34 protein-coding genes are annotated in these 18,652 nt (G+C 58.8%); 31 read left to right on the forward strand and 3 right to left on the reverse strand.

The window, feature by feature from the left end; translation table 11 throughout:
• The coding region (locus tag OQE62_RS12635; RefSeq protein ID WP_456152496.1) for an EF-Tu C-terminal domain-related protein at positions 1-151 on the forward strand (151 nt) is incomplete at its 5' end.
• A 226-nt stretch (positions 152-377) separates the two neighbouring features.
• Here OQE62_RS12635 and OQE62_RS12640 read toward each other — a convergent pair.
• Both OQE62_RS12640 and OQE62_RS12645 read right to left on the reverse strand, forming a co-directional pair.
• The gene (locus OQE62_RS12640; protein WP_265722407.1) at positions 378-899 is read right to left on the reverse strand and encodes an alkaline phosphatase PhoX; all 522 of its coding nucleotides are present in this window, start codon (positions 897-899) and stop codon (positions 378-380) included.
• 82 nt (positions 900-981) lie between these two features.
• Positions 982-1,458 (reverse strand): aminoacyl-tRNA deacylase, encoded by a 477-nt coding sequence (locus OQE62_RS12645; protein ID WP_265722408.1) that lies wholly within the window; start codon positions 1,456-1,458, stop codon positions 982-984.
• A gap of 200 nt (positions 1,459-1,658) precedes the next feature.
• Here OQE62_RS12645 and rpsJ point away from each other — a divergent pair, with 200 nt between their 5' ends.
• The 30 genes from rpsJ to OQE62_RS12795 all read left to right on the forward strand — a co-directional run bounded on the left by rpsJ (position 1,659) and on the right by OQE62_RS12795 (position 16,939).
• Positions 1,659-1,970, forward strand: coding sequence for a 30S ribosomal protein S10 (rpsJ, locus tag OQE62_RS12650; protein ID WP_067087062.1), 312 nt, complete (start codon positions 1,659-1,661; stop codon positions 1,968-1,970).
• A gap of 110 nt (positions 1,971-2,080) precedes the next feature.
• The gene (gene rplC / locus OQE62_RS12655) at positions 2,081-2,716 is read left to right on the forward strand and encodes a 50S ribosomal protein L3 (RefSeq protein WP_265722409.1); all 636 of its coding nucleotides are present in this window, start codon (positions 2,081-2,083) and stop codon (positions 2,714-2,716) included.
• 18 nt (positions 2,717-2,734) lie between these two features.
• Positions 2,735-3,349, forward strand: coding sequence for a 50S ribosomal protein L4 (rplD, locus tag OQE62_RS12660; RefSeq protein WP_265722410.1), 615 nt, complete (start codon positions 2,735-2,737; stop codon positions 3,347-3,349).
• The gene (gene rplW / locus OQE62_RS12665) at positions 3,346-3,648 is read left to right on the forward strand and encodes a 50S ribosomal protein L23 (protein WP_265722411.1); all 303 of its coding nucleotides are present in this window, start codon (positions 3,346-3,348) and stop codon (positions 3,646-3,648) included. Before rplD ends, rplW begins: the two co-directional genes overlap by 4 nt.
• 17 nt (positions 3,649-3,665) lie before the next feature.
• Positions 3,666-4,490, forward strand: coding sequence for a 50S ribosomal protein L2 (gene rplB / locus OQE62_RS12670; RefSeq protein ID WP_265722412.1), 825 nt, complete (start codon positions 3,666-3,668; stop codon positions 4,488-4,490).
• A 38-nt stretch (positions 4,491-4,528) separates the two neighbouring features.
• A complete protein-coding gene (rpsS, locus tag OQE62_RS12675; RefSeq protein WP_078084421.1) occupies positions 4,529-4,807 on the forward strand; it encodes a 30S ribosomal protein S19 in 279 nt (92 codons plus the stop codon).
• A 15-nt stretch (positions 4,808-4,822) separates the two neighbouring features.
• Positions 4,823-5,155 (forward strand): 50S ribosomal protein L22, encoded by a 333-nt coding sequence (gene rplV, locus OQE62_RS12680; protein ID WP_265722413.1) that lies wholly within the window; start codon positions 4,823-4,825, stop codon positions 5,153-5,155.
• Positions 5,156-5,174: 19 nt separating this feature from the next.
• On the forward strand, positions 5,175-5,855 hold the full coding sequence (gene rpsC / locus OQE62_RS12685) for a 30S ribosomal protein S3 (protein ID WP_265722414.1): 681 nt from the start codon (positions 5,175-5,177) through the stop codon (positions 5,853-5,855).
• Positions 5,856-5,866: 11 nt separating this feature from the next.
• Positions 5,867-6,280, forward strand: coding sequence for a 50S ribosomal protein L16 (gene rplP, locus OQE62_RS12690; RefSeq protein WP_265722415.1), 414 nt, complete (start codon positions 5,867-5,869; stop codon positions 6,278-6,280).
• A complete protein-coding gene (gene rpmC / locus OQE62_RS12695; RefSeq protein WP_265722416.1) occupies positions 6,280-6,486 on the forward strand; it encodes a 50S ribosomal protein L29 in 207 nt (68 codons plus the stop codon). The genes rplP and rpmC overlap by 1 nt, the downstream gene beginning before the upstream one ends.
• Before the next feature lie 2 nt (positions 6,487-6,488).
• Positions 6,489-6,752 (forward strand): 30S ribosomal protein S17, encoded by a 264-nt coding sequence (gene rpsQ / locus OQE62_RS12700; RefSeq protein WP_265722417.1) that lies wholly within the window; start codon positions 6,489-6,491, stop codon positions 6,750-6,752.
• Between the two features lie 34 nt (positions 6,753-6,786).
• Complete coding sequence (gene rplN, locus OQE62_RS12705; RefSeq protein ID WP_265722418.1) at positions 6,787-7,155, forward strand: 50S ribosomal protein L14; 369 nt, start codon at positions 6,787-6,789, stop codon at positions 7,153-7,155.
• 23 nt (positions 7,156-7,178) lie between these two features.
• Positions 7,179-7,496 (forward strand): 50S ribosomal protein L24, encoded by a 318-nt coding sequence (rplX, locus tag OQE62_RS12710; RefSeq protein WP_265722419.1) that lies wholly within the window; start codon positions 7,179-7,181, stop codon positions 7,494-7,496.
• Between the two features lie 18 nt (positions 7,497-7,514).
• On the forward strand, positions 7,515-8,054 hold the full coding sequence (rplE, locus tag OQE62_RS12715) for a 50S ribosomal protein L5 (RefSeq protein ID WP_265722420.1): 540 nt from the start codon (positions 7,515-7,517) through the stop codon (positions 8,052-8,054).
• Positions 8,055-8,063: 9 nt separating this feature from the next.
• The gene (gene rpsN / locus OQE62_RS12720; protein WP_265722421.1) at positions 8,064-8,369 is read left to right on the forward strand and encodes a 30S ribosomal protein S14; all 306 of its coding nucleotides are present in this window, start codon (positions 8,064-8,066) and stop codon (positions 8,367-8,369) included.
• A gap of 39 nt (positions 8,370-8,408) precedes the next feature.
• The gene (gene rpsH, locus OQE62_RS12725; RefSeq protein WP_265722422.1) at positions 8,409-8,801 is read left to right on the forward strand and encodes a 30S ribosomal protein S8; all 393 of its coding nucleotides are present in this window, start codon (positions 8,409-8,411) and stop codon (positions 8,799-8,801) included.
• A 13-nt stretch (positions 8,802-8,814) separates the two neighbouring features.
• Positions 8,815-9,348, forward strand: coding sequence for a 50S ribosomal protein L6 (gene rplF / locus OQE62_RS12730; protein ID WP_265722423.1), 534 nt, complete (start codon positions 8,815-8,817; stop codon positions 9,346-9,348).
• Between the two features lie 13 nt (positions 9,349-9,361).
• Positions 9,362-9,712, forward strand: a complete 351-nt coding sequence (gene rplR, locus OQE62_RS12735) for a 50S ribosomal protein L18 (protein ID WP_265722424.1) — start codon at positions 9,362-9,364, stop codon at positions 9,710-9,712.
• Positions 9,713-9,722: 10 nt separating this feature from the next.
• On the forward strand, positions 9,723-10,229 hold the full coding sequence (gene rpsE / locus OQE62_RS12740; RefSeq protein WP_265722425.1) for a 30S ribosomal protein S5: 507 nt from the start codon (positions 9,723-9,725) through the stop codon (positions 10,227-10,229).
• Between the two features lie 36 nt (positions 10,230-10,265).
• Positions 10,266-10,451, forward strand: a complete 186-nt coding sequence (rpmD, locus tag OQE62_RS12745) for a 50S ribosomal protein L30 (RefSeq protein WP_230435652.1) — start codon at positions 10,266-10,268, stop codon at positions 10,449-10,451.
• Between the two features lies 1 nt (position 10,452).
• Positions 10,453-10,887: a 50S ribosomal protein L15 gene (rplO, locus tag OQE62_RS12750; RefSeq protein ID WP_265722426.1), complete on the forward strand. Its 435-nt coding sequence runs from the start codon at positions 10,453-10,455 to the stop codon at positions 10,885-10,887.
• A 12-nt stretch (positions 10,888-10,899) separates the two neighbouring features.
• Positions 10,900-12,246, forward strand: a complete 1,347-nt coding sequence (gene secY, locus OQE62_RS12755) for a preprotein translocase subunit SecY (RefSeq protein WP_265722427.1) — start codon at positions 10,900-10,902, stop codon at positions 12,244-12,246.
• A 41-nt stretch (positions 12,247-12,287) separates the two neighbouring features.
• Positions 12,288-12,404, forward strand: a complete 117-nt coding sequence (gene rpmJ / locus OQE62_RS12760; RefSeq protein WP_265722428.1) for a 50S ribosomal protein L36 — start codon at positions 12,288-12,290, stop codon at positions 12,402-12,404.
• Between the two features lie 378 nt (positions 12,405-12,782).
• Positions 12,783-13,139 (forward strand): 30S ribosomal protein S13, encoded by a 357-nt coding sequence (gene rpsM, locus OQE62_RS12765; RefSeq protein ID WP_265722429.1) that lies wholly within the window; start codon positions 12,783-12,785, stop codon positions 13,137-13,139.
• A gap of 78 nt (positions 13,140-13,217) precedes the next feature.
• Positions 13,218-13,607 (forward strand): 30S ribosomal protein S11, encoded by a 390-nt coding sequence (rpsK, locus tag OQE62_RS12770; protein ID WP_265722430.1) that lies wholly within the window; start codon positions 13,218-13,220, stop codon positions 13,605-13,607.
• Positions 13,608-13,622: 15 nt separating this feature from the next.
• The gene (gene rpsD, locus OQE62_RS12775) at positions 13,623-14,243 is read left to right on the forward strand and encodes a 30S ribosomal protein S4 (protein WP_265722431.1); all 621 of its coding nucleotides are present in this window, start codon (positions 13,623-13,625) and stop codon (positions 14,241-14,243) included.
• 47 nt (positions 14,244-14,290) lie between these two features.
• The gene (locus tag OQE62_RS12780) at positions 14,291-15,295 is read left to right on the forward strand and encodes a DNA-directed RNA polymerase subunit alpha (protein ID WP_265722432.1); all 1,005 of its coding nucleotides are present in this window, start codon (positions 14,291-14,293) and stop codon (positions 15,293-15,295) included.
• A 126-nt stretch (positions 15,296-15,421) separates the two neighbouring features.
• Positions 15,422-15,814 carry a 50S ribosomal protein L17 gene (gene rplQ / locus OQE62_RS12785; protein ID WP_265722433.1) on the forward strand — a complete coding sequence of 131 codons (393 nt, stop codon included), beginning with the start codon at positions 15,422-15,424 and terminating at the stop codon, positions 15,812-15,814.
• Positions 15,815-15,931: 117 nt separating this feature from the next.
• Positions 15,932-16,180 carry a YeaC family protein gene (locus OQE62_RS12790; RefSeq protein ID WP_265722434.1) on the forward strand — a complete coding sequence of 83 codons (249 nt, stop codon included), beginning with the start codon at positions 15,932-15,934 and terminating at the stop codon, positions 16,178-16,180.
• Positions 16,181-16,312: 132 nt separating this feature from the next.
• Positions 16,313-16,939 carry a hypothetical protein gene (locus tag OQE62_RS12795; protein WP_265722435.1) on the forward strand — a complete coding sequence of 209 codons (627 nt, stop codon included), beginning with the start codon at positions 16,313-16,315 and terminating at the stop codon, positions 16,937-16,939.
• A 140-nt stretch (positions 16,940-17,079) separates the two neighbouring features.
• Here OQE62_RS12795 and OQE62_RS12800 read toward each other — a convergent pair whose 3' ends face one another.
• The gene (locus OQE62_RS12800) at positions 17,080-18,534 is read right to left on the reverse strand and encodes a pectin acetylesterase-family hydrolase (protein WP_265722436.1); all 1,455 of its coding nucleotides are present in this window, start codon (positions 18,532-18,534) and stop codon (positions 17,080-17,082) included.
• Positions 18,535-18,652 lie beyond the last annotated feature (118 nt).

Consider the following 18,652-nt stretch of genomic DNA (forward strand, 5'->3'; position numbering starts at 1 on the left):
GGAAGGTACCGAGATGGTAATGCCGGGCGACAACGTCAAGATGAATGTGACCCTGATCGCCCCGATCGCCATGGAAGAAGGCCTGCGCTTCGCGGTTCGCGAAGGTGGCCGTACCGTTGGCGCCGGTGTTGTGTCCAAGATCATCGAGTAATCGCTATTCCCGATCGATCTTGAAGAAGGCCGCAGCGGAAACGCTGCGGCCTTTTTTTATGGTTGGCTAGTGGGCCGCTTGTAAAGTTCGGTAACAAAGAAGCATAGCCAAATCGTTCAGATCAAGGCGAGAAAGCGCTGGAATAGCAGCGTTATTTCAAGCTTTCTCAACGCAGAGCTGGACGATTTGGCGAAGCGAACTGTTGCCTAACTTTGCGAGCGGCCCACTAGAGGCCGCCCTTGCGCCAGGGGTCGCGGATCGCGAAGGTCACCCCGGCGGACTGGACATTGGCGAACAGCCGGTCGCCGTAGAAGGTGGCCCCGGTCCATTCCCGGCCGCGCAGGTCCCTTCCGGATTCCCCGGCGATGGCCAGCGCGTAAAGGCCGCCGTCACACGGTCCTTTCCCGCGGCGGCGGTCGCCTCGCCAGTGGCTGGTGCCCGGCTGTACATACTTGTAGAAGCCACAGGGATTGGCGTCTTCCGTCTCGTGCAGGATGCCGGTGCGCGGATCCACCGCTACCGCCTCCTGGCTGAAGCCGCCGGCGGCCCGCACCCGCCGGCCGCTGGCAGTGCCGAACGCCGGCACATCGAACACATAGCCGTGTTTGTAGCCGTCGTCGCGGCTGCCCCAGAGGTGGAAGGTCTCCTCGCAGGAAACCCAGGAGTGCCAGGGAGTGGGGCCGTCGGCGCAGTTGCGGATGGTGCCGCCGTATTCGACCGGGTTGTACATGCCGCCCGTGCGCTGCACTGGTGGCTCTCGCCGGCGCCCGGGCCGCCGGGAGCGGCCGGGCGAATTATCGGTAGGGGCTCACTGGTATTCGTGCGCTGGCTCAGGGCCAGTCCTTGCTCAGGTCCGCACTGTGGCTGCCGGCAAACAGCTTCGCGAAACGGCTGCCGTCCATCTCCACCAATTCCTCGTGGTCGCCGGCTTCGAAGTAGATGGTGTCGCAGTGTCCCAGGCTGCTGTCCAGCAGGGTAGTGATACCGTAAGCCTGGCCGAGCGGCGGCAGGGCGCCCAGTTCGCAGTCGGGGAATGTCCGGCCCAGCTCGTCTTCCGGTACCATCTCCAGTTGGTTGCGGCCGGTTTCGTCGTGGACGGCGCGCATATCCAGGCTGCTGCTGGCCGGAATCACGGCCAGTACATAGCCGCGATCGTCCCTCATGAGTATGGCCTTGGCCACCTGGTCCTCGCGCACATCGGCGGCGTGGGCGCTCTCGCGGCTGGTGGCGCTGTGCGGGTGCTGTACCAGCTGGTAGTCGACCGATTGGTCGCGCAGGTACTGACTGACTGTGGCGGCAATGGTCATGGCATGTCCCTCCTCTTCGCTGCACGGTGTCCATTGTAGTTTCGGCGTGGGGGGAATCCGCATCACCGGGCCGCCACCGGGAAACTGCGCAATGCAGTTGACAGGAGGGCGGAGCACTCGTAGAATTCGCGCTCCTTTTCGCCCGCCCTCGGGGCTGCGGAAAAGGACGTTCTTTAGTTTCCAAGTTGGAGTTTGATTCCATGCAGGGTCAACGCATCCGAATTCGCCTGAAGGCGTTCGATCACAAGCTGATCGATACGTCGACTCAGGAAATCGTCGAGACGGCCAAGCGCACCGGTGCGCAGGTCCGCGGACCGATTCCGCTGCCGACTCGCAAAGAGAAGTACACCGTGCTGGTTTCCCCGCACGTCAACAAGGACGCGCGGGATCAGTACGAGATCCGTACCCACAAGCGTTTGCTGGATATTGTTGAGCCCACCGAGAAGACCGTCGACGCGCTGATGAAGCTCGACCTGGCGGCCGGTGTGGAAGTTCAAATCAGTCTCGGCTAACACTTTAAATTAACTACCGAATCCCGGGCGAAAAAGGTTCGGGTAGTGTAACGCTCTGAAACTGGGCGGCCGCAGTGGGTTAAAGCCCCGTGCACTGAGAGGTTGAAACGATGACTATAGGTATTGTCGGCCGCAAAAGCGGCATGACTCGCATCTTCACTGAAGATGGCGCGTCCGTTCCGGTTACCGTTATTGAGGTAGCCCCCAATCGCGTCACCCAGGTGAAATCCGCGGAAACTGACGGCTATGCCGCAGTACAGGTTACTGTGGGCAACCGGAAGTCCTCCCGTGTCTCCAAGCCCGAAGCGGGCCACTTCGCCAAGGCCAATACAGAGGCCGGCTCCCGTCTCTTCGAACTGCGCACTGACGGTTCCGACGAAACTTTCGAAATTGGTTCTGAGATCACTGTGTCCGGCTTTGAAGCCGGCCAGAAGATCGATGTAACCGGCTCTTCCAAGGGTAAAGGCTTCCAGGGCGGCGTTAAGCGCTGGAACTTCCGCACCCAGGACGCCACTCACGGCAACTCCCTCGCCCACCGCGCTCCCGGCTCCATCGGCCAGTGCCAGACGCCCGGTCGCGTATGGAAAGGCAAGAAGATGGCCGGCCACATGGGCGCCGAGCGTGTAACCGTGCAGAACCTGGAAGTGGTTCGTGTCGACGCCGAACGCAACCTGCTGCTGGTTAGGGGTGCCGTTCCCGGCGCGCCCGGCGGTGACGTGATTGTTCGTCCGGCAGTTAAAGCCTAAGTCTGAGGGGAAATAGATATGGAACTGAATATCGCTACTCCCGAAGGCGCCAAAGGCACTGTAGCTGTCTCTGAAGTGACTTTCGGTCGTGAATTCAATCAAGACCTGGTGCACCAGGCGGTAGTGGCCTTTATGGCCGGCGCCCGCCAGGGTACCAAGGCGCAAAAGAATCGCGCTGACGTTTCCGGCGGCGGCAAGAAGCCCTGGCGTCAAAAAGGTACCGGTCGCGCCCGCGCCGGCACTATCCGCAGCCCGCTGTGGCGCAGTGGTGGCGTTACCTTCGCCGCCGAGCCGCGCGAATACAGCGTCAAGCTGAACAAGAAGATGTACCGCGCTGCGCTGCGCTGCATCCTGTCCGAGCTGACCCGTCAGGAGCGCCTGGTGGTAGTCGAGTCTTTCGACGTCGAGGCGCCGAAAACCAAGCAGCTGGTCAGCAAGCTGGCCCAGTTCGACTTGGCCGATGCGCTGATCATCACCGAAGAAGTGAGCGAGAACCTCTACCTGGCGGCGCGCAATCTGCACAAGATCGACGTTCGCGACGTGCAGGGCATCGATCCGGTCAGCCTGATCCGCTTTGACAAGGTCGTGGTTACCGTTGCGGCGCTCAAGAAAATTGAAGAGGTGCTGGGATGAATGAGCGACTCTACAAGGTACTGTTGGGCCCGGTAATTTCCGAAAAAGCTGCAGGGCTGGCGGACTCCGCCAACCAGGTGGTTTTCAAGGTCACCACCGATTCCAGCAAAGCTGAAATCAAGGCCGCGGTGGAGAAACTGTTCAACGTTACCGTTGAGCGGGTTCGCACCGTGAGTGTGAAAGGCAAAACCAAGCGCACGCGTTTCGGCATGGGCCAGCGTAACGATTGGAAAAAAGCCTATGTTCGTCTGGCCGAAGGCAGCGACATCAACTTTGAAGATGCCGACGTAACGGCGTAAGTAAGGGGACAGTTGCAATGCCGATTGTAAAAAGTAAACCGACCTCTGCCGGCCGTCGCCATCAGGTCAAGGTTGTAAACCCCGACCTGCACAAAGGTGCTCCCTATGCACCGCTGGTAGAGAGCAAGAGCAAGAGCGGTGGCCGCAACAACGGTGGCCGCATCACCACCCGCCATATTGGCGGTGGTCACAAGCAGCACTATCGCAAGATCGATTTCAAGCGCAACAAAGACGGCGTTACCGCCAAGGTCGAGCGTCTGGAGTACGATCCCAACCGCAGTGCGCATATCGCCCTGATCTGTTATGCAGATGGCGAGCGTCGCTACATCCTGGCCCCGAAAGGCCTGAAAGTGGGGGCTGTGATTCAGTCCGGTGACGCTGCGCCGATCAGCATGGGCAATGCCCTGCCGCTGCGCAACATCCCGGTCGGTGCCGTGATTCACGGTGTCGAGCTGAAGCCGGGCAAAGGCGCCCAGCTGGCCCGTTCCGCTGGTGCCTCTGTGCAACTGGTGGCGCGCGAAGGTCAGTACGCGACTATTCGTCTGCGTTCCGGCGAAATGCGCAAGGTCCTGTCCGAGTGCCGCGCCACCCTGGGTGAAGTGAGCAACTCCGAGCACAGCCTGCGCAAGCTGGGTAAGGCCGGTGCCAAGCGCTGGCGCGGTGTTCGCCCGAACGTTCGCGGCGTGGCGATGAACCCGGTAGACCACCCGCACGGTGGTGGTGAAGGGCGCAGCTCCGGTGGCCGTCACCCGGTTACCCCGTGGGGCGTGCCTACCAAGGGCAAGAAAACGCGCAAGAACAAGCGCACCAGCAATATGATTGTACGTCGTCGCGGCAAATAAGCCGGTGCGATGTCTGAGCAGCTAAAGAGGAATCGACAGTGCCACGCTCATTGAAGAAAGGTCCCTTTATTGATCTGCATTTGATCAAGAAGGTGGAGGCGGCGATTGAAAAGAATGATCGTCGACCGATTAAAACCTGGTCCCGCCGTTCCATGGTAATGCCGGAAATGGTGGGCCTGACGATTGCCGTTCACAACGGTCGTCAACACGTGCCCGTCCTGATCAACGAAGAAATGGTTGGTCACAAGCTGGGCGAGTTCGCTGCTACCCGCACCTACCGCGGTCACGCTGCGGACAAGAAAGCGAAGAAGCGCTAAGCCGAGGTTAAAACGATGGAAGTAGCAGCAAAATTACGCGGCGCTCGTCTGTCGGCGCAAAAGGCGCGACTGGTAGCTGATCAGGTTCGCGGCAAAGGTGTCGAGGAAGCCCTGGATATCCTGGCGTTCAGCCAGAAAAAGGGTGCGGCGATCGTCAAGAAAGTTCTGGAGTCGGCCATTGCCAACGCCGAGCACAATGACGGTGCAGACGTTGACGAGCTGAAGGTTGCCACGATATTCGTGGATGAAGGTATGACCATGAAGCGCATTCAGCCGCGCGCCAAGGGTCGTGCCGACCGTATTCTTAAGCGTACTTGTCACATCACTGTGAAAGTGGCCGAGAAATAAGAGAGCAGGCGAGATAACCATGGGACAAAAAGTAAATCCTACCGGCATTCGTCTGGGTATCGTTAAAAAGCATACCTCCGTCTGGTATGCCGGCAGCGACGAGTACGCAGACAAGCTGTACACGGATCTGAAAGTTCGCGATTACATTCGCAAGAAGCTGGCTCACGCTTCTGTGAGCCGTATCGAGATCGAGCGCCCGGCGAACACCGCGCGTGTGACCATTCACACCGCCCGCCCGGGTATCGTGATCGGCAAGAAAGGTGAAGACGTAGAGCGTCTGCGCAACGAAGTCAGCAAGCAGATGGGCGTTCCGGTGCATGTCGACATCGAAGAGGTGCGCAAGCCGGATCTGGACGCGGCCCTGGTTGGCCAGAACGTGGCCCAGCAGCTGGAGCGCCGTGTCATGTTCCGTCGCGCCATGAAGCGCGCGGTTCAGAACGCCATGCGTCAGGGTGCCCAGGGCATCAAGATTCAGGTTGGCGGTCGTCTCGGCGGTGCCGAGATCGCCCGTTCTGAATGGTATCGCGAAGGTCGTGTGCCGCTGCACACCCTGCGCGCGAATATCGATTATGCCACCGCTGAAGCCAGCACTACTTACGGCATCATCGGTGTGAAGGTCTGGATCTTCAAAGGCGAAGTCATCGGCGACGAAATGCCCGATGAACAGCCGAAGAAGACCCGCAAGAAAGCTGCTAAATAAGGGGTACGCAGATGCTGCAACCAAAGCGTACAAAATTCCGCAAGGTACAGAAGGGCCGCAACCGCGGTCTGGCTGATCGCGGTTCCAAAGTGAGCTTTGGCGAGTTCGGCCTCAAGGCCATCGGTCGCGGACGCATTACTGCGCGCCAGATCGAAGCGGCTCGTCGCGCCATGACCCGTCACATTAAACGTGGCGGCAAGATCTGGATTCGAGTGTTTCCGGACAAGCCCATTTCCAGTAAGCCCCTCGAAGTTCGGATGGGTAAAGGTAAGGGTAACGTAGAATATTGGGTAGCCCAGATCCAGCCGGGCAAGGTCCTCTATGAGATGGAGGGTGTTTCCGAGGATCTCGCTCGCGAAGCTTTCGAGCTCGCAGCGTCCAAGCTTCCTGTGAAGACAACTTTCGTTAAGCGTTCGGTGATGTAATGAAGACTGCAGATCTACGCGAAAAGTCAGTTGAAGAGCTGAACCAGGAACTGCTGAACCAGCTCGAGGCTCAGTTCAAGCTTCGCATGCAAAAGTCCACCGGTCAGCTGACTCAGACTCATCTGCTGAAGCAGACTCGTCGCGACATTGCTCGCATCAAGACTGTGTTGACTGAACGGGCAGCACAAGAGACGGCAGGTAACTAATCATGGCAGAAGCAAAACTCAAGCGTACTGCGACTGGCAAAGTCGTGAGTGACAAGATGGATAAAACCATCACCGTTTTGATCGAGCGCCGTGTTAAGCACCCGATCTACGGCAAAATTGTGAGCAAGTCCACCAAGCTCAAGGCACACGACGAGAACAACGATTGCGGCATCGGTGATGTTGTAACCATCGAAGAGTCTCGTCCGCTGTCCAAGAGCAAGTCCTGGGCTTTGCAGAAAATTGTAGAGCGTGCGGCGAAGGTTTAACCCCTAGCGCATTGAAGAGTTTCGGAGAGAGACGATGATTCAAGCGGAATCCTACTTAGAAGTAGCTGACAACAGTGGGGCTCGCCGCGTCATGTGCATCAAGGTGCTGGGCGGCTCCCATCGTCGTTATGCTGGCGTGGGTGATATTGTCAAGGTGACCGTCAAGGAAGCCATTCCCCGCGGTAAAGTGAAAAAAGGTCAGGTGATGAACGCCGTTGTTGTTCGCACCAGAAAAGGTGTGCGTCGTACAGACGGCTCCCTGATCAAATTTGACGAAAACGCAGCGGTACTGCTGAACCCGCAGAATGCGCCGGTCGGCACCCGTATTTTTGGCCCGGTAACTCGCGAGCTGCGCGGTGAGAAGTTCATGAAGATCATCTCGCTGGCACCGGAAGTTATCTAAGCCCAAAGCGGAGAGATAGAGTTATGCGCAAGATCAAGCGTGACGACGAAGTGATCGTTATCGCCGGTCGCGACAAAGGCAAGCGCGGTTCAGTACGCAAGGTACTGAACGACGGCCGACTGATCGTTGCCGGTGTTCAGATGATCAAGAAACACCAGAAACCAAACCCGCAGCTGGGCGTTGCCGGTGGCGTCGTGGAAAAGGAGGCCGCTATCCAGGCTTCCAACGTTGCCATCTACAACCCGAATACCCAGAAAGCTGACCGGGTAGGCTTCAAAGTACTGGAAGACGGCAACAAGATTCGCGTCTTCAAATCCAGCGGCGAAGCCGTCGACGCATAAGCAGGTTGGGTAACTATCATGGCAAAGCTGAAAGAGCTCTACGTTAAAGAACTCGCGCCCAAGCTGAAGGAAGAGCTGGGTGTCGACAATGTGATGGCAGTGCCTCGCATCACCAAGATTACCGTCAACATGGGTGTCGGCGAAGCTGTTGGTGACAAGAAGGTACTGGAAAACGCTGTCAGTGACATGACGGCGATTACCGGTCAGAAGCCCATCGTGACCAAGGCGCGCAAGTCGATTGCGGGCTTCAAGATCCGCGACGGCTGGCCGATCGGCTGCAAGGTGACTCTGCGCGGTGAGCGCATGTACGAGTTCCTGGAGCGCCTGATCGACATCGCCATTCCGCGTGTCCGCGACTTCCGCGGTATCAGCCCGAAGCAGTTTGACGGTCGCGGTAATTTCTCTATGGGCGTAACCGAACAAATCATCTTCCCGGAAATCGACTACGACAAAGTCGACAAACTCCGCGGTCTGGATATTTGTGTTACCACAACAGCAGCTAACGACGACCACGGTCGCGCGCTGCTGAAAGCGTTTAACTTCCCTTTCAAGGGTTAAGAGGATTCCATGGCGAAGAAATCCATGATTGCGCGCGATGAAAAGCGCGCTCGAACCGCAGCTAAGTACGCGCAGAAGCGCGCAGAGCTGAAGGCGATCATCGCCAGTACCACTGCTTCTGAAGAAGAGCAGTGGGAGGCTCAGCTCAAGCTGCAGAAAATGCCGCGCGATGCAAGCCCGGTACGCCAGCAACGCCGCTGCCGTATTACTGGTCGCCCCCATGCTGTTTACCGCAAGTTCGGCCTGTGCCGTAACAAACTGCGCGAAGCGGCCATGCGCGGTGATGTGCCCGGTCTGGTCAAGTCCAGCTGGTAAGAAGTCCAGCCGGTAAAAAGGCTTGAGGAGTCTAAATAAATGAGTATGCAAGATCCGTTGGCAGATATGCTGACCCGCATCCGCAACGCCCTGGGGCGCGGAAAGGCGGACGTCACCCTGCCTTCATCAAAACTGAAAGTGGCTGTAGCCGAGGTCCTGAAAGAGGAAGGCTACGTCAACGATTACAGCGTAAACGAAAGCGCCAAACCGGAGCTGACCATCGCCCTGAAATACTTCCAGGGCAAGCCGGTTATCGCTGAACTCGGCCGCGTTTCCCGCCCGGGTCTGCGCTCTTACGCTGGTAAGAAGTCTCTGCCGTCCGTTCGCGGCGGTCTGGGCATTGCTATCGTCTCCACCTCCAGGGGTGTGATGACCGATCGCTCTGCGCGTCAGGCCGGCATCGGCGGCGAAGTGCTCTGCACCGTATTCTAAGCGGGGGTTGATTATGTCTCGAGTAGCAAATGATCCGGTAAAGATCCCCGCAGGCGTTACCGTCGATCTGAAAGGCCAGGATATCGCGGTAAAAGGCGGTAACGGCGATCTGAACATGGTAGTCCACAGCGACGTGGAAGTGGCCGAGGCGGAAAGCCAGCTGACTTTCAAGGCGCGGGATGAATCCAAAAAGGCCATAGCGCTGGCGGGTACCACGCGCGCTCTGGTCAGCAACATGGTGGTAGGTGTCAGCCAGGGCTTCGAGAAGAAGCTGCAGCTCAACGGTGTTGGTTACCGTGCGAAGGCGTCCGGTAAGTCCGTGAACCTGACCCTGGGCTTCTCCCACCCGATCGATTATCAGCTGCCGGAAGGTGTGACTGCGGAAACGCCGACCCAGACTGAAATCGTACTCAAGGGCAGCGACAAACAGCTGCTGGGCCAAGTGGCCGCTGAGATCCGCGCATTCCGTCCGCCGGAGCCCTACAAAGGTAAGGGTATCCGCTACGCCGACGAACGCGTGTTCCGCAAAGAGGCCAAGAAGAAGTAGGTAGGGCATAGAAATGAACGTTAAGAAGCAATCTCGCTTGCGTCGTGCACGCCGTGCCCGCGCCAAGATTCGCGAGCTCGGCACTGTTCGCCTCACCGTGAACCGCACGCCGCGTCACATTTACGCACAGGTCCTGTCTGCCGAAGGCAGCAAGGTACTGGCTTCCGCCTCTACTCTGGACAAGGATCTGCGCGAAGGTAAAACCGGTAACGCCGATGCCGCCAAAGCTGTTGGCAACCTGATCGCTGAGCGCGCCAAGGCCGCCGGTGTCGAGCAAGTTGCCTTCGATCGCAGCGGTTTCAAGTACCACGGCCGCATCAAGGCTCTGGCTGACGCTGCCCGCGAAGCCGGTCTGAAATTCTAAGGGTTGAGTTATGGCTAGAGAGAAAGACAAAAGCAACGACGAAGGCCTGCAGGAGAAGCTGGTCGAGGTCAATCGCGTTGCCAAGACTGTTAAAGGTGGTCGTATCTTCACCTTTACCGCACTGACGGTAGTTGGCGACGGCAACGGCCGCGTCGGCTTCGGCCGCGGCAAGGCCCGTGAAGTACCGGTTGCTATCCAGAAGGCAATGGAATCGGCGCGTCGCAACATGATCCAGGTGGACCTGAACGGCGAGACCATTCAGTATGCCACCAACGGTCGCCACGGTGGTTCCAAGGTGTACATGCAGCCCGCGTCCGACGGTACCGGCATCATCGCCGGCGGTGCCATGCGCTCCGTGCTGGAGATGGCCGGTGTGCACAACGTACTGGCGAAGTGCTACGGTTCCACCACTCCGGTGAACGTAGTGCGCGCGACCTTCACGGCCCTGGAGCAGATGCAGAGCCCGGAAGATGTTGCGGCCAAGCGCGGCAAATCAGTTGAAGAGATCCTGGGCTGATCGCCCCGGGGATAAGGTTATCAGTGGGTTATTACCATGGCTAAGAAGACCATCAAAGTGACCCAGATCAAAAGCATCGCCGGACGCCTGAAAAACCATCAGGCATGCGTTGCGGGTCTGGGCCTGCGTCGGATCGGCCACACCGTGGAAGTGGAAGACACTCCCTCCGTGCGTGGCATGATCAACAAAGTGAACTATCTGCTCAAGGTAGAGGGGGCATAACATGCGTTTGAACGATTTGTCTCCCATAGAGGGCCACAAGCACAGTGCCAAGCGCGTCGGTCGCGGTATGGGCAGCGGCCTGGGCAAAACCGGTGGCCGCGGCCACAAGGGCCAGAAGTCCCGTTCCGGCGGTTCTGTGCGCCCGGGTTTCGAGGGTGGCCAGATGCCGCTGCAGAAGCGCCTGCCGAAGTACGGCTTCAGTGCCTACAGCGCCCGTTTTGCCGCTCAGGTGCGCCTGGGCGAGCTGAATAGGGTAGACGCCGACACAATTGATTTGGCAGCGCTGAAGAATGCCGATATTATCGGCAGCCACGTAAAACGCGCCAAAGTGTTCCTTTCTGGCGAACTGACCAAAGCGGTTACCGTTAAAGGTCTGGGTGTCTCCAAGGGAGCAAAAGCGGCCATCGAAGCCGTCGGCGGTAAAGTAGAAGACTAAATCGAGGCCCCAATGGCACGACCAGGAACCGGCGTAAACACCCCGGGAAACAGCAAGGGAATGGGCGAGCTCTGGGCTCGCCTTCGTTTTCTGTTTATCGCGATACTCGTCTATCGCCTGGGCACCCATATTCCGGTGCCCGGTATTGACCCGGAAAAGCTGTCGAACCTGTTTAACCAGAACCAGGGCACCATCCTGGGGCTGTTCAACATGTTCTCCGGCGGTGCTCTGGAGCGGATGAGCATTCTGGCGCTGGGCATCATGCCCTACATCTCCGCGTCGATCATCATGCAGTTGATGACCGCGGTGACGCCCTCTCTGGAAGCGTTGAAGAAGGAGGGGGACGCCGGGCGGCGCAAGATCAACCAGTACACCCGTTACCTGACGGTGGTGCTGGCGCTGATCCAGGGGATCGGCATGACCTTTGGTCTCGCCGGCCAGAATCTGGCCTACTCGGCAGAACCGGCCTTCGGTTTCTACTTTGTGGCTGTGATCTCGCTGGTGACCGGAGCTGTGTTCATGATGTGGCTGGGTGAGCAGATCACCGAGCGGGGCGTCGGCAACGGCATCTCCATGCTGATCTTCGCCGGTATCGTCGCCGGTCTGCCCGGTGCCATCGGCCAGGCGTTCGAGCAGGCGCGCCAGGGCGAGCTGCATATTCTGATGCTGCTGGCCATCGGTTTTGTCGCCATAGCAGTGGTCTACTTCGTGGTGGTGATGGAGCGCGGCCAGCGCCGCATTACCATCAATCACGCGCGGCGCCAGGCAGGGCGCTACTCCGCGGCCCCGGCCGCGCAGTCGAGCCATCTGCCGTTGAAGGTGAACATGGCCGGTGTGATTCCGGTGATCTTCGCCAGCAGTATCCTGCTGTTCCCGGCGACACTTGCACAGTGGTTCGGCGAGGGCGGTGAAGGTATTGGCGCGCAGATTCTGCAGTGGATGGCACTGCAGTTGGGGCCGGGCCAGCCGCTGAATATTATTTTGTTCGCCCTGTTGATCGGTTTCTTCTGCTTCTTCTACACGGCGTTGATGTTCAACCCGAACGAAGTGGCGGATAACCTGAAGAAGTCCGGCGCCTATGTGCCCGGCATCCGGCCCGGTGAGCAGACCTCGCGCTATATCGACAGCGTGCTGACCCGTCTGACCCTGGTGGGTGCCTGCTATATCGCGCTGGTTTCCCTGCTGCCGCAATTTTTGGTGGTGGGACTGAATATCCCCTTCTATCTGGGGGGCACATCGCTGCTGATCGTTGTGGTGGTAGTGATGGACTTCATGTCGCAGGTGCAGTCGCACATGCTGTCACACCAGTACGAAGGGATGATGAAAAAGGCCAATCTGCAAGGCTACGGTCGTCGCTGAGGCGTCACCCGCTCGCAGTTTGAATGAATTGAGGTAAGGTCATGAAAGTACGCGCTTCTGTTAAAAAGATCTGCCGTAACTGCAAAATCGTGCGTCGCAAGGGCATTCTGCGGGTAATCTGCAGCACCGACCCGCGCCACAAGCAGCGGCAGGGCTAAACTCTCTCGGGGCTGATCCCGGGAGCGCGGAGCTCCGGCTCCGCTTGCGGGCCGCAAGGCCCGCTCCTACAGGAAGAATCAGTCGGTTGTCGCGGCCCCCGCGACAGGCGGCGGCACCGCAACCCCGCCAGGGGGCGCGGTGGAGATCGGAAAGTCAGAACTAGCCGGTCTCAAACAGGGGGCGCTGACTGTCGTCCACCTCCTCTTCGGTTGGCCGAAGGGGGCGTGGGCTATTGCAATTTGGTGTCTGAAAAGCTATTCTTGCGCGCCTTTTTGGTGGCGCCGCCGGTTTTTTAGTCGCTGTCAGCGCCGTATTCGAAGCTGAGTCACACTCTTTATTCTATAAGTAGTGGCTCCCAATACGTGGAGTACGCCTCTATGGCACGTATTGCTGGTGTCAATGTACCAGACCACAAGCACGCCGTGATCTCCCTGACCCATATCTACGGGGTCGGTCGCACCACGGCCAAGTCTATTTTGGCAGCGACTGGTATCGCTGAATCCACCAAAGTCCGCGACCTGTCCGAAGAGCAGATCGAATCCATCCGCGGTGAACTCTCGAAGCTCACTGTGGAGGGCGACCTGCGCCGCGAAGTGTCCATGAACATCAAACGCCTGATGGACCTGGGGTGCTTCCGCGGTCTGCGCCATCGCCGCAGCCTGCCGCTGCGCGGCCAGCGCACCAAGACAAACGCCCGTACCCGCAAGGGTCCGCGCAAGCCGATTCGCCGGTAAGCTCCTATTCAGATAGGGCTCGAATCCGCGGTTTAACAGCTCCCCCAGGGGACTTGATACAGGATTTAGGATACAGGTATGGCTAAGCCAAAAACTACTGTTCGAAAAAAGGTCAGAAAGACCGTTGTCGACGGTGTTGCCCATGTCCACGCATCGTTTAACAACACGATCGTGACCATCACCGATCGCCAGGGCAACACTCTCAGCTGGGCCACCGCCGGTGGTTCCGGTTTCCGCGGCTCTCGCAAGAGCACGCCGTTTGCAGCCCAGGTGGCCGCCGAGCGCGCAGGTACTGCGGCGCAGGAATACGGCCTGAAAAACCTTGATGTCGAAGTTAAGGGCCCCGGCCCGGGACGCGAATCTGCTGTTCGCTCTCTGAACAACTGCGGCTACAAGATCACCAATATCACCGACGTGACGCCGATCCCGCACAATGGTTGTCGTCCGCCCAAGAAACGTCGCGTGTAAGAGGGGGCTGACAAAATGGCACGTTATATTGGACCAAAATGTAAACTTTCCCGCCGGGAAGGTACCGATCTGCAGCTGAAAAGCGGGGTTCGTCCGCACGACTCCAAGTGTCGCGCGGAATCCAAGCCCGGCCAGCATGGCTCCGGACGAGGACGCCTGTCCGACTACGGCGTACAGCTGCGCGAGAAACAGAAGGTTCGCCGCATCTACGGCGTACTGGAAAAGCAGTTCCGCAACTACTATAAGGAAGCGGCGCGCCTGAAAGGTGCGACAGGTGAAAACCTGCTCCAACTGCTGGAGAAACGCCTGGACAATGTGGTTTACCGCATGGGCTTCGGTGCGACCCGCTCCGAAGCGCGTCAGCTGGTTGCCCACAAGGCGATTCTGGTTAATGGCAGCACTGTGAACATCCCCTCCTACCAGGTGAAAGAGGGCGATGTCATTTCTATACGCGAGAAAGCCAAGAAGCAGATGCGTATCCAGAATTCCGTTTCCCTCGCCGCCCAGCGTGGCGATGTCGAGTGGGTAGACGTCAACGCGACCAAGCTGGAAGGCACTTTCAAGCGCATTCCGGATCGTGTGGATCTGCCGGCAGAGATCAATGAAAACCTTATCGTGGAACTTTACTCCAAGTAAGTAAGGCTCACCCACTTTAAGGAATGCAACTGTAAACAGGTATGGCTATGCAGACTGCTGTCAACGAGTTTTTGACACCGCGTCGTATTGACGTCACCGAGTACAACCCGAACCACGCCAAAGTGGTTCTGGAGCCCCTGGAGCGTGGTTTTGGCCACACTCTGGGTAACGCACTGCGTCGCATCCTGCTGTCCTCCATGCCGGGCTGCGCCGTCACCGAAGTGGAAATCGACGGTGTCGAGCACGAGTACAGCGCGATCGAAGGTGTGCAGGAAGATGTAATCGAAATCCTGCTGAACCTGAAGGATATCGCCGTTGTCATGCACGGCAAGGATCAGGCCGTACTGAGCCTGAGCAAGAAGGGCCCGGGTGCGGTGACCGCCGGAGATATCCAGGTGGATCACGATATCGAGATTGTCAATCCCGAGCACGTGATCGCCAATATCACCGGTGACGTGGAACTGAGCCTGCGTCTGACCGTTGCGCGCGGCCGCGGCTACCAGCCCGCCGACGCCCGTCGCGAAGACGAGGAAGAGACCCGTTCCATCGGCCGTCTGCAACTGGATGCCTCCCACAGCCCGGTTCGCCGCGTGTCCTACGCCGTTGAGTCCGCGCGTGTGGAACAGCGCACCGACCTGGACAAGCTGGTGCTGGACCTGGAGACCAACGGTACCCTGGATCCGGAAGAGGCGATTCGCCGCGCCGCCACCATCCTGCAGCAGCAGCTGTCAGCGTTCGTGGACCTGCACGGCGAGAAGGAAGCCCAACCCAAGTCCGAGGAACCGGAAGTCGATCCGGTGCTGCTGCGCCCGGTGGACGATCTGGAACTGACCGTGCGTTCGGCCAACTGTCTGAAAGCAGAGAACATCTACTACATCGGCGACCTGATTCAGCGCACCGAAGTAGAACTGCTGAAGACCCCGAACCTGGGCAAGAAGTCCCTGACCGAGATCAAGGACGTTCTGGCCTCCCGCGGTCTGTCCCTGGGCATGCGCCTCGAGAACTGGCCGCCGGCCAGCCTCAAGGGCGACAGCAAGCTGAGCCCCCTGTAAGCACTTGGCAGGTGCGGCTACCGCCGCGCCTAGTAGAAAGAACCCGAGCGGTGCCACGACTTCTGGCGAGACACCGCTCCAGCACGACTTGCTGAGACAGCAACTGAGGTCGTAAGGAATTGAGTCATGCGTCATCGCTATAGTGGCCGTAAATTCAGCCGTACCAGCGCTCACCGCAAGGCCATGTTCAAAAACATGACCGCCTCTCTGGTAGAGCACGAACTGATCAAAACTACACTGCCCAAAGCCAAGGAGCTGCGCCGCGTTGCGGAGCCGCTGATTACCCTGGCCAAGAAAGACAGTGTCGCCAACCGCCGTCTGGCTTTTGCCCGTATCCGCGACAAGGACGCGGTCAAGAAGCTGTTCGACGAGTTGGGTCCCCGTTACGAAGCCCGTCCGGGCGGTTATATCCGCATCCTCAAGTGCGGTTTCCGCGCCGGCGACAAGGCCCCCATGGCCTATGTCGAACTGGTGGATCGTCCCGTCGCGGACGAAGAGAGCGAAGCCGCCGAGGCGTAAGCACCGGCGCTCCGCACACGAAAAAGGCCGGTCATTGACCGGCCTTTTTTATTCGAGCCCAAGGGCTGTCCGCACCTGCGTAAAACGGGCCGCCCGTTTCCGCGTAGAGGGTCCCGCATGTCATTTGAAGAATTGCTTCGCAATCTCAACCCGCAGATCGTCGGCAGCCTGAAGCGGGCCATCGAGTTGGGCAAATGGCCCAATGGTGTCGCGATTACCGCTGAGCAGCGCCGGCTGTGTGCCGAGGCCGTGGCCAACTGGGAGCGCGCCCATCTGCCGGCGGAGGCCCATGTAGGTCATGTGCCGCCGAAAGAGACGCCCTGCGGCGACCGGGAGGAAGAGGAGCAGGAGCTCAACTGGGTCTAGTCCGGAAAGCTATGGCCCGCTCGTCCCCGCAGGATAGCCTCGCCCCGAGCCATAGCCGTAAAGAAGCCGGTTTGCTGATTCTCCCCGGCTGGTTACACTGCTTCCGTTACCCCGATAACGGAAGCGGCAAAAATGCATAATAAAGCCCGTCTGTCTGTAATCCTCCTGCTGGCCCTGGGCACGAGTGCCGCAATTTGGCGCTATGTCCCCTTTCCTGCCTCCTCTCCCGGCCAGTCGCCCCCTGTTCAGCAGCAGGAAGTTGCCGCCGAAAGGCCGGATACTCCCGACGGAGACGATCTGCGCGCCTTGCTGTCTGATCCCCGCGTGGAGAAGTATCTGCAGCGCGAGGAGGACAAGGGGGCACTCGAGGCCTATTTCAATGGCGATGGCGGCGACCATACCAACGAAGAAATATGGCAACTGATCGAGGCTGTCGAGCGCGAGGGACGGGTGATGGCCTACGAGGGCCTGGCGTTGAAACTCGCCTGGCTGGAGCGCAATAGTGCCAGTAAGGCTGAATTCGATGCCGCGGCGCGGGAATTGATGGAAAAATACCGCCGGGAAGCGGAGTCCAGCGCGCGGGAGTACGATCCCTACGAAGATGTACCCGGCTTTGCCGAATACAAGCGGGCGGAGCAACGTATCATCGAGCGGGTGAAGGCGATGGACAGTTTCCCCGATGGCGCGAGTCGCCAGGAGTACCTGCGGCAGCAACTGCAGGCGGCGCGGGAAAAAGCCTATTCGAATAGCGGGAATTGAACAGCGAAGGCAATGACCAATGGGGTGTCGAGGCTTTCCCATTGGTCATTGTTATCTGTTCATCCAGGTTTCGGAGTTGGATATATCAGCCGGCTCCTGGAACTGAACCCCGAAGCATGAGTTGTTAACTGTTTATTGAATCAGAGCAGTCCCCCCACCAGATCGTAGAACCAGTTGTGGTTGTTTTCGAAATCCGATACCTCGTCGGTTTCGTAGGCGCGCATCATGCCGCCGCCCTGGTGGTTGACGATATTGTCGAGGAAGTCCCGCAACACCAGGCCGTGCTCTGCGATTTCGCCGTACTCGAGGTCGAGAATCGTCGTGCAGTGGCTCTCGTTGAAGTTCCGGTACATGGGAAAATAGTAGCCCCAGTTACTCGTCTGTTCGAGCAGCGGGATCAGGTTCTGGTGCGTATCCTGTTGCCACTTCTGCCGCAGTTTATCCAGGCGGGATTCCGGGTCGGGGTCGCTGTGGATATCCTCGTGGAAACGCTCATAGGAGTAGGACGAGAAATTACCATCGGCGAGGAAGTGGGTGATACCCAGCCGGTCCCCGGGAAACTTGTCCGACAGCGCCGCGTAGAGTGAAGCCAGTTGGTTGTCGTCAAAGCCGGGGGTGATACTGGAGAGCATGTTGATCGGGTTCACCGCCTCCGGATCATTGCCGGGGGTAAAGCTGGTCCAGGAATTCAATACTTCCCGGTGCAGCGGCAGCGAGGGATAAGCTACCGGGTCGTCGCTGTCCAGCGGGGCATGGTACAGCGGGCCGGAATCGTCGATCAGGTAACCGTGATTCACATCCATATCCGCGCGCAGTTTGGAGTAATTCAGCAGGGCGCCGATACTGCCGGCACTGCATCCCGCCGTGAGCATCTGCTCGGGTTTCTGCAGATTGTTTTTGATCCAGGATATTACCGACTGAACATTGCGCAGGCCGTTGTGGTGCCAGACCAGGTCCGGGTTTTCCCCAGTGGGGTCCTCGTAGATCTGGGTCTTGTCGCCCACGTAGATATCGCCTGTACAGTAGGGGACATAGACCAGGTTCCACTCGCCGGTCTTGAACTGGTTGTAGGGATGGTGGGTGTAAATCAGCGGGGATACCGCCGCCGTGGCCAGGTTGGCGGAGTTTTCGAAGTCTAGCAGGTTGATGTTCTGAACATAGTTGTCGGGAATCCCATTGGGGTTGCGGGCCCCGCGAATACCGGTTTGCCCCGTGCAACTGGCGTAATCCCAGCAGGCGCCACCGCCCTCAAAATAAATAGCGGTATTGCTGGTATCCGGCACGCGACTGACAAAAAACTTGTAGGGTGAACCGTTGCCGCACATGGCCCCGCTACTGATGGGGACATCGACTTTCTGCCAGTTGTCGTAATCGGCGGGGTCGAAGTCGTCGTCGAAGGCCGGGTCGTCCGGGGTCAGCGGATACATGCCGCTGGCCTGGTCGGCGGAGACCTTGTTGTCCGGTTGTGCCGGCGAGACAAGATTGCCCAGGGTTTCCCAGAAACCGTAATCGCCCGGTTCTGCGTAGAGGTTAGCGCTGAATAGTGCCGAGCTGGCGACGAGGGCCAGCAATGAATGGCGGAGGGTTTTTATCATTATTGATCCCCTTGAATGGAACGGAGTTTCTCTCTGGACTGCGTCGCCAGGCATGCGACGGGCCGTACCGCAGGGGACAACGATACAGACTCATTCCCTATCTCGACCGACAAAGCCT

This window comes from Microbulbifer halophilus (genome assembly GCF_026183675.1).
GTDB lineage: Bacteria > Pseudomonadota > Gammaproteobacteria > Pseudomonadales > Cellvibrionaceae > Microbulbifer > Microbulbifer halophilus.